At 60.6% G+C, this 9,120-nt stretch carries 7 protein-coding genes; 1 reads left to right on the forward strand and 6 read right to left on the reverse strand.

Annotated elements, in window-relative coordinates; translation table 11 throughout:
• From AC1DLV_RS29955 to AC1DLV_RS29970, 4 genes are all read right to left on the reverse strand, one after another.
• Positions 1-569: formate--tetrahydrofolate ligase (locus AC1DLV_RS29955; RefSeq protein ID WP_476836305.1), on the reverse strand; the 569-nt coding region annotated here is incomplete at its 3' end.
• Between the two features lie 55 nt (positions 570-624).
• A complete protein-coding gene (folD, locus tag AC1DLV_RS29960) occupies positions 625-1,518 on the reverse strand; it encodes a bifunctional methylenetetrahydrofolate dehydrogenase/methenyltetrahydrofolate cyclohydrolase FolD (protein ID WP_476803601.1) in 894 nt (297 codons plus the stop codon).
• 281 nt (positions 1,519-1,799) lie between these two features.
• The gene (locus AC1DLV_RS29965; RefSeq protein WP_476803602.1) at positions 1,800-3,509 is read right to left on the reverse strand and encodes an APC family permease; all 1,710 of its coding nucleotides are present in this window, start codon (positions 3,507-3,509) and stop codon (positions 1,800-1,802) included.
• 78 nt (positions 3,510-3,587) lie between these two features.
• Positions 3,588-5,297 (reverse strand): APC family permease, encoded by a 1,710-nt coding sequence (locus tag AC1DLV_RS29970; protein ID WP_476803603.1) that lies wholly within the window; start codon positions 5,295-5,297, stop codon positions 3,588-3,590.
• Between the two features lie 438 nt (positions 5,298-5,735).
• Between AC1DLV_RS29970 and AC1DLV_RS29975 the strand changes: the two genes are divergently transcribed.
• Complete coding sequence (locus AC1DLV_RS29975) at positions 5,736-6,434, forward strand: LuxR C-terminal-related transcriptional regulator (RefSeq protein ID WP_476803604.1); 699 nt, start codon at positions 5,736-5,738, stop codon at positions 6,432-6,434.
• Positions 6,435-6,627: 193 nt separating this feature from the next.
• Here AC1DLV_RS29975 and AC1DLV_RS29980 read toward each other — a convergent pair whose 3' ends face one another.
• Together AC1DLV_RS29980 and AC1DLV_RS29985 are read right to left on the reverse strand one after the other, a co-directional pair.
• Positions 6,628-7,128, reverse strand: a complete 501-nt coding sequence (locus AC1DLV_RS29980; protein WP_476803605.1) for a hypothetical protein — start codon at positions 7,126-7,128, stop codon at positions 6,628-6,630.
• Positions 7,129-7,325: 197 nt separating this feature from the next.
• Positions 7,326-8,690 (reverse strand): NAD(P)-binding domain-containing protein, encoded by a 1,365-nt coding sequence (locus AC1DLV_RS29985; RefSeq protein WP_476803606.1) that lies wholly within the window; start codon positions 8,688-8,690, stop codon positions 7,326-7,328.
• Between the last annotated feature and the right edge of the window lie 430 nt (positions 8,691-9,120).

The following is a 9,120-nucleotide window of genomic DNA, read 5'->3' on the forward strand; positions in this document are numbered from 1 at the left end:
CCGTTGGCGACACCGCCGAGCGAGCAGTTGATCTCGCGCAGCGCGCGGTCGTTCATGTCCATCACCCGGCGCCACACGACCCGGCGGGTGTCGATGCCGAGCTCGTTGCCCCAGTAGATGTGGTTGTCGATCAGCGCCGCAAGCAGGTTATGCGCGGTGGTGATGGCGTGGAAGTCGCCGGTGAAGTGGAGGTTCATGTCCTCCATCGGCACGACCTGGGCATAACCGCCGCCAGCGGCACCGCCCTTGACGCCGAAATTGGGTCCAAGCGAGGCTTCGCGGATGCACACGATGGCCTTCTTGCCGATGCGGTTCAAACCGTCACCGAGGCCGACCGTGGTGGTGGTCTTGCCTTCGCCGGCAGGCGTCGGGTTGATCGCGGTGACCAGGATCAGCTTGCCGTCTTTTTTCTTGCGCGCCTCGGCGATGAACTCAGCCGAGATCTTCGCCTTGTCGTGGCCATAAGGCAGCAAATGTTCGGTCGGAATGCCGATCTTGGCACCGATCTCCTGGATCGGCTTCTTCTTTGCGCCACGCGCTATCTCGATGTCGGTCTTGAATTCGGCCATGACTCTCTTCCCTTGAGTTTGGTTCGATTTCCACGGAGCCTCTTGGGCTCCCAGATTAAAAGCGAGGCGCAGCCTGGCCCGCTGCACGGCAGGCCGAGACGACCGTATTGGCCATCAAAAGCGCAATTGTCATCGGCCCGACGCCGCCCGGAACGGGCGTGATCGCGCCGGAATGTTCGGCAGCACTGGCATAGTCGACGTCGCCGACAAGCTTCGATTTGCCGTTGGCGTCTGCGCTGAGGCGGTTGATGCCGACGTCGATGACGGTAGCGCCCGGCTTGACCCAATCGCCCTTGATCATCTCCGGACGGCCGACAGCTGCGACCAGGATGTCGGCCGTGCGGCAAAGGGCCGGCAGGTCCTTGGTGCGGCTGTGGGCGATGGTGACGGTGGCATTGGCATTGAGCAGCAGATTGGCCATCGGCTTGCCGACGATGTTGGAACGGCCGACCACAACGGCGTTGAGGCCTGAAAGGTCACGGCCGAGCGCGCGCTCGATCAACAGCATCGAGCCGGCTGGCGTGCAGGGCACGAAGGCTGTGTCGAGTTCGCCGGTGCCGAGCTTGCCGACATTGGTGAAATGGAAGCCGTCGACATCCTTCTCGGCCGAAATCGTCTGGATGATCTTGCCGGCGTCGACATGGTCGGGCAGTGGCAGCTGAACGAGGATGCCGTGGATCGTGGGGTCGGCGTTGAGCTTCTCGACCAGAGCGACCAGATCGGTTTCGGACGTGTCGGCCGGCAGCGCGTGTTCGATCGAATGGAAGCCACACTCCTTGGCTTTCTTGCCCTTGGAGGCGACATAGACCTGGCTCGCCGGATCGTGGCCGACGATGACCACGGCGATGCCGGGGACAACACCTGTCGCAGCGATCAGCTGGTCGGCTGCGACCTTGACCTTCGCCACCACATCGGCTGCCGCTACCTTGCCGTCGATTACGGTCGTCATGCTATGTCATTCCTCCCAGGCGAGCGCATCCGATCCCACGGCGCAAGCCGTTGGTTCTCAGCCCCGGATACACCATCCGGACAGCTTGTTGCGCTGAATTTTCCCGTCTGAATCTATAGCAGCCGGAAAGGCCGAAAGTCAACCGTAATGCAAGAATCTTTCATGGAAAGAAATATTGGCCCCGGCACATTTTCCTCGGGTTGGCTGCTGGACGGTGAAGCCTGGCCCAAAGGAAAAGGCCGGCTTGCGCCGGCCTTCACCATGGAGAGGGTTCCTGACGGTCAGATGACAAAGAACCAGTTGGCCAGAATCACCACCGCTACGCCGGCGATCAGCGTGAGGTAGGGCAGGATGCCGGCCTTGCGGATCTTCAGGTCTTCCTGGGTGATGCCGAGATCGTCGAGCATGTGCACCGGGAACTTGCCGCCATCCTGGACGTAGTGCCGATAGCAGAACACCGGGATGATCAGAGCTGCGGCGATGAAGCCGGCCCACAGCGCCCAGGGGTTCCAGACCTTGGCGCCAGCACCCATGAACATGGCGTTGACGTAGGAGAGCAGGGCACCCACCGCGATCAGGATCGTCGGTGCCTTCCACGGCCGGTGGATATGGCCATTGTCGATGCGGTGGATCCAGCCCGAATTCAGGTTGAGGAAGTTGAAGATGATGTAGCCGCAATTCGACACCGACAGCACGAAGAAGAAGCTGGTGGCATCGGCAGAGGCGACGGCGAGCAGGAACACGTTGAAGATCAAGTCGGTCCACATGGCGCGCGTCGGTGCGCCATGGCTGTTGACGTGGCTGAGATAGCGCGGCAGCCAGCCGTCGACCGAGCCCTGGTAGAGCGTGCGCGAGGAACCGGCCATCGCCGTCATGATCGACAGCATCAGTGCCAGGATCATCAGCATCACCATGATCGAGGTGACGAAGCCAGCGCCGCCGACCATCCGGGCCATGGCTTCGGCAACGCCAGAACCATCGACGATCGGGGTTGCCAGCATGCCGTTGAGGCCAAGCACACCCTGGAAGGTGAAAGGCACCAGCGTGTAGAGCGCAAGGCAAAGCAGGCCCGAATAGAAGATCGCCCGCACGGTGTCGCGGCCGGGGTTCTTGAACTCGGAGGTGTAGCAGATCGCCGTTTCAAAGGCGTAGGCCGACCATGCCGCGATGAACATGCCGCCGAATGCCAAGGTCCAGCCGGCGACGTTCCATGCGCCGGGCTCAGGCGAATAGGCGGCGGCGAGCGGCACCAGCGGCGAATAATTGTCCCAGTTGATCTGGCCGGTGACGATCGGGACGATGCCGACGATCAGCATCGGCACGATCACGATCAGGCCGATGTATTTCTGCACATTGGCGGTGCCGAGAATGCCGCGATGCTGGATGGCGAAGGTGATCAGCATCAATATGACGCCGATGAAGAACACCGAGTTGAGCGAGAAACTGACCGGGCCGAGCGTGCCGTGATAGAGCGTCCAGCTGCGGATCGCTGGCGTTGCTGCCGTGGTCAGGGTTGCAATCGCGTCGGCTGCGCTCGCACCCGCATTGGCCGCCATGTATTGCAGCACTTCGGGCGAGGTTTCGGTGAAGCCGGGGATCGGTGCCAAGGCGTTCAGGATATAGGCCGCCGCGATCGAGCAGCCGAGCGACAGCACCGGTGTCCAGGCGAGCCAGTTGCACCACACCGACAGCGGCGCGATGAACTTGGAATAGCGCAGCCATGCCGTGGCGCCATAGACCGAGGCGCCACCCGACTTGGACGGGAACAAGCCGGCGATCTCGGCATAGGTGAAGGACTGGATCAGGCCGAGGATGATCGAGGCGGTCCAGATCAGGAAGGCGATGTTGCCGGTGGTACCGGCGATGCCGCCGATCGAAAACAGAACAAGGGCCGGCACGCCGCTGGCGACCCAGAAGGCGCCGCGCCAGTCGATCGTTCGTTGAAGCTGGCCGTCTCCGGCGCCGCTATGAGTGATTGTTGTTGAGCTCATTTGTCGTTCCCCGACCTTTGTCAAAAAGGCCCCGCGCCTCCCAGCGCGGGACCGTGTGTTGTTGTTGGGTTCGCCGTGTCAGAGCACGAAGAACCAGTTGGCTATCAGCACCACGGCAAGACCCGCGATGAGCGTCACATAGGGCAGGATGCCGGCCTTCTTCTTGCGCAGGTCGCTTTCGTGCATGCCAAGATCATCGAGCATGTGCGGCGGGAACTTGCCGCCGTCCTGGACGTAGTGGCGGTAGCAGAACACCGGGATGATCAGCGCCACCGTGAACAGGCCGGCCCAAAGCGCCATCGGGTTCCAGACCTTGGCGCCGGCGCCCATGAAGACGGCGTTGACGAAGGCGAAGATGGTACCGGCTGCGAGCAGCCAGGTCGGAGCCTTCCAAGGACGGTGGATATGGCCGTTGTCCATGCGGTGGATCCAGCCGGCATTGAGGTTGAGGAAGTTGAAGATGATGTAGCCGCAATTGGCGACGGCGAGGATGAAGAAGAAGCTGGTGGCGTCGGTGGAGGCGATCGCCAGCAGGCAGAGATTGAAGATCAGGTCGGTCCACATCGCCCGGGTCGGAGCGCCGTGTTCGTTGACGTGGCTGAGATATTTGGGCAGCCAGCCGTCGACCGAGCCCTGGTAGAGCGTGCGCGACGAGCCAGCCATGGCGGTCATGATCGCGAGCAGCAGGGCAAGGATCATCAGCATGACAAGCAAGGTCTTCACCAGCCCGCCGCCGCCGACCATCGAGGCCATTGCATCGGCGACACCCGAGCCGTCGACGATCGGAGTTGCCAGCATGCCGCTGATGCCGAGCACACCCTGGAAGGTGAAGGGCACCAAAATGTAGAGCAGCATGCACAGCAGGCCGGAATAGAAGATGGCCTTGAATGTGTCGGTCGCCGGGTTCTTGAACTCGCGGGTGTAGCAGACGGCCGTTTCGAAGCCGTAGGTCGACCAGGCCGCGATGAACATGCCGCCGAGCGCCAGCGTCCAGCCGGCAGTGTTCCACGAGCCGGGTTCAGGCGCATAGGCCGCGGCCAGCGGCACCAGCGGCGAGTAGTTGTCCCAGTTGATCTGGCCGGTCAGGATCGGAACGATGCCAACGACCAGAAGCGGGACGATGACCAGCAGGCCAACGACCTTCTGGACGCTGGCGGTGCCGAGGATGCCGCGATGCTGGATGGCAAACGTCATCAGCATGAGGATCGCGCCGATCCAGAAGGTGGCGTTGAGCGAGAAGCCGACCGGACCCAGCGTGTGGCTGTAAAGTGTCCAGGTGCGGATGCCGGGTGTTGCGGCAGCGGTGACGGCCGCAACAGCGTCAGCTGCGGTGGTCCCGACATTGGCCGCCAGATACTGCAGCACTTCAGGCGAGGATTCGGTGAAGCCCGGGATCGGCGCCAGCGCATTGAGGATATAGGCAGCAGCGATCGTGCAGCCGAGCGAGAGCACAGGGGTCCAGGCGAACCAGTTGCACCATACCGACAGCGGCGCGATGAACTTGGAATAACGCAACCAGGCGGTCGCACCATAGACCGACGCGCCGCCCGACTTGTTGGGGAACAGGCCGGCGATCTCGGCATAGGTGAACGACTGGACGAAACCCATGATGATGGAGAGCGTCCAGATCAGGAAGGCGATGTTTCCGGTCGTACCGGCGATGCCGCCGATGGAGAAAAGGACAAGTGGCGGCACGCCGCTGGCCACCCAGAAGGCGCCGCGCCAATCGATTGTCCTTTGAAGTTGGCCGGCGGTTTCCGCCGGACTGACGTCCGTAACAGCGCTCATTGGCAAAGTTTCCCATTGATTTTGAAGGCACGTCGCGCACGCCCGAATTCTCGGTTTCATGGCGCGATTGCAGTTTCCGCTTAGGCTTCTTTTTTTCCTCAAAGTGAAGTTTGTCCGAATCCGATGCGGCGTCAAGCCATTTTGTCGCACTGCCAGGGGAAACAGCTGCCAGCGTGGCCCTGTTGGAAGATCGGCCAGTTCCGGCGCATCTCTCTGGGCAATCGCGACCTACCCGAACGGGTGGGAATGGGCCGTTTGCGGTTGGTTCGCCGGCTTGCCGGTCAACATGTCCGCAAAATTGCTTCTATACTGGAATGAAAAAATCATTCATGCTATGAATTGCGTTCAAGAGCCGATCTCGGTCGGCCTCGGGAAAGGATCGACTAGCGCAGGAGACGTCGACGACAGGTTGGGTCCACGAACATAGGCGGGAGGAATATGAACGCCGAATGGAAGGGTCAGCGCCAGGGCATCGGGATTGAGGTGGTGCCGGTGGCAAAAGAGAACAGATTCAGGGTGTTGATTGCCGAGCGCAACCCACTGGTGATCGCTGCTTTGGGCGATATGCTCGGGCGAGACAGCCGTTTTGAGCTGGCCGAAAGCGTCCAGACAGGCAAGGCCTTTCTAGAGGCGGCATCTGTGGCGGACCCCTCGTTCGACATCGCAGTGCTGGGCTGGAGACTGTCCGACATGGACTCCGGCGAGGTGCTGGCCGAGATGCAGCGGCGCGGACTGCATGCCCGCGTGGTGATCTTTTCCAACGACCACGATCTATCAATTCTCAAGCAATGCGTGCGCTTGGGCGTCCAGGGCTTCTGCTACCAGTTCGACGATCCGGCGATCCTGTTCGACACGCTTGTTGCGGTCGCCCATGGCCGCATCTGCATCCCCTACATGGATGTGTCCAAGATCAACGATACGCCGCTGTCACGGCTGACAACGCGCGAACGCGAGCTGCTTTCGGTACTGGCCGACGGCTGGACAAACCTTCAGATTGCGGCGCGCACCGGGATTTCCGAAAACACCGTCAAATACCATCTCAAGAATCTCTACGACAAACTCGATGTCCGCAACCGGGCCATGGCGGTGGCGCTCTATGCCAGCGAAAAGAACCGCGGCCCGAGCCTGAGCTCGTAGCAAGGAACGGACCGCCCCGCTCTGGGGCGGCCAACGGCATTTGGCGGTGCGCTGGCCCGCGAGTCCCGTTATTGAAGCTCGTCGGGCCGGAACGACAGCAACTTGAAGATGGCCCGCCTTGCGGACCTCGCCCCTCAGACTCACATCGAGCACCAGCTCTCGTTCCTATGAACGATCTGCAAACGCACCATTCTTAAGGGGCGAAATCTGCTCCGGCCGATCCGATAACGATGACGGGAGCGTCGCTGTTGTCGATGAAGTGACCATCGAGATAGGGAAGTGCGCTCAGCCTGAATGATAACCCTACGCCAAACCACCATTCTCGGGGTTGCAGCAACTCGTAGGTTTTATAGCCTGTAATTTGCGCCTCAGGTGAGCTTAGAAAGTCGTTATTTGACTTCATCGCGACGCGCTGCCTGGCATCCCACAGGTGCACGTCTTGGATTGAACCCGAGTTTCTGTACCCGGCAATTTGTTCGTATCCAAGAAAGACGCGGATCAGCTTCAGCCGTTTGTCGTCGAGGATCACTGGGGTTGGTATTGTGATGTGAAACCATCGCGCGAACCCTGGTCGGATGGTGATTTGGGTGCCCCAACCAAAGTGATTGAACCCGAAGAGACCACCGTCTTCTGCCGGCGGCTTCTCTTCTACCACTGCGTTCCCGTGTACCCAGCTAGCCGTAAACGCGACCATTTCGTTCCTCCATTATTTGAAAAAACGTAGCCTTGTTTCGATAGCAGAATTGCGGATGGATGAATACGTTCGTGGTAGACCTGCAGGACTGGTGCCAAGGCCTTGGCCACCGTGACGGCCATACAAAAACAAATGCCGCCCCTTGCGGGGCGGCATGGCTGATTACACTGGGCGGATGGTGCCGGCAGGCCGGGCTTTCACTCCGCAGCGACAGGAGTGGCGGTACGCAGGTAGGATTCAAGCGAGTCGTCGAGCGCATCCTTCCACGGCGTGTGATGCGCAGGCGCCATCGTGCCTGTGATGACCGACTTGTAGGAGTGGTTGCGGAACTCCATGATGCCCTTCTTCTTGTGTTCCTTCCACTCGAAGAAGGCCGCGTTGGCGCCGTCCACGTCAAAGCTCGGATAGTCGGTTTCGGCGATCAGTTCCTTGACGTATTCACCCTGGTATTCGATCGCGTCGTGGGAGTCCTTGCCGGCATCCTCGCGCGCAACACGGTCCTGGACGTCGGCGACCAGCGCCTGCTTGTCGGCAGGCAGCTTGATGCGGCCGAGGATGACGTCGCGCGTCCACCAGGCCTGCGCGTCGAACATGTTGAAGGTGAACCACTGGTCCTGCATGCCGAGATAGAACATCGCCGGATTGTGGACATAGGCGACGCCCTTGTAGAGATCGGCGGTCGCCAGGCGGTTGGCGGTCCTCAGGCGCAGGTCGTCAGGCAGGAACGGGAAATGGTGCTTGTAGCCAGTGCACAGGATGATCGCGTCGATTTTCTTGGTCGAGCCATCCTTGAAGGTCGCGGTATTGACCTCGACCTTTTCCAGCAGCGGCCGCTCCTCCCAGTTGTCGGGCCATTTGAAGCCCATGGGTGCTGTGCGGTAGCAGTTGGTGATCGACTTGGCGCCATATTTCCAGCATTGCGAACCGATGTCCTCGGCCGAATAGCTGGTGCCGACGATCAGGATGTCCTTGCCGGCGAACTCGCGGGCGTCGCGGAAGTCATGGGCGTGCAGGATACGGCCATTGAAACGGTCAAAGCCGGGGAATTCGGGCACGTTCGGGGTCGAGAAGTGGCCCGAAGCGACGATAACGTTGTCGAATTCCTCGGAATAGCAATGATCCTTGGGCAGGTCCTGCACGGTGACGGTGAACTTTTTGGTCTCTTCGTTCCAGGTCACCATGCGCACGGCCGTCTCGAAGCGGATCCACTTGCGCACGCCGGCCTTGTTCACGCGGCCCTCGATGTAGTCGAAGAGCACCGCGCGCGGCGGATAGGAGGCGATCTGCTTGCCGAAATGCTCCTCGAAGGAATAGTCGGCGAACTCCAGGCCTTCCTTGGGGCCGTTCGACCACAGATAGCGGTACATCGAACCGTGGACGGGCTCGCCATACTGATCGAGGCCAGTGCGCCAGGTGTAGTTCCACAGGCCGCCCCAATTGGCCTGCTTTTCGAAGCAGACAATTTCAGGGATTTCAGCGCCCTTCGCCGCGGCCGATTGAAATGCTCTTAGCTGTGCGAGCCCTGACGGCCCGGCTCCAATCACGGCGACACGCGATTTCATGCGGAACAACCTCCCAGTTATTTTCCATGACGAATAAAATTTCACTGGGATGATAATAATGGTCCGCCCATTCTGTCAACAAGCTTCGTCGTCGAACCATGACGAGCGGGTGCCGGAGGATACGCATTCCAAGTTCCCGCTGCTTCATTTTTTGCCAGTGAGGCGAAAAGGAAGCCTTGCAGCAGTGGCAAATTTGAGTATTCTCCAGACTGAAATATTTTTACACACAGGCAAATTTTAGACGAGGTGGCGATGACGATTTCAGTCTACCCCGAAATTGTGGCTGGTCCGCCGCGGCCGAGCCTGATCCTGCAGCCCGGGCTGCTTGTGCCCGGCACGGAGCGCTATCACGTGCCCGGCTTGGGTGCGGTGCTGTTTGAGGTCGAGGCCGGCGACAGGATCACCATCCGCAATGCCGAAGGCGGCCAGG

It is taken from the genome of Aminobacter sp. 01T433, assembly GCF_056398585.1.